Raw genomic sequence first — 246 nt, 5'->3', positions numbered from 1 at the left:
ATGGGCAGATTAAAGAAATTTTCACCCAAATTGTCCTTTTGTTGGAAAGGGAGGGCATCGTAAGCCTTAAGACTGCCTTTGTTGACGGTACAAAGATCGAAGCCAATGCCAACCGTTATACTTTTGTATGGGGGAAGGCTATTAAAAAGAGTAAAGAACGTATTGAACAACAGCTGGAAGAACTTTGGCATTATGCACAGAGTGTAGCCAAAGAAGAACTTAAAAATACAGAATCTGTTGATTTTG

The 246-nt window shown here is 39.0% G+C and carries 1 pseudogene; it reads left to right on the top strand.

From position 1 onward, the window contains the following. Window positions 1-41 precede the first annotated feature (41 nt). A pseudogene (locus LUU93_RS21680) lies at window positions 42-246 on the top strand (IS1182-like element ISMsp1 family transposase); the annotation flags it as partial.

The organism is Flavobacterium soyae (assembly GCF_021245985.1).
GTDB classification, from domain to species: Bacteria; Bacteroidota; Bacteroidia; order Flavobacteriales; family Flavobacteriaceae; genus Flavobacterium; species Flavobacterium soyae.
This window is presented reverse-complemented; position numbering and strand designations above follow the sequence as displayed.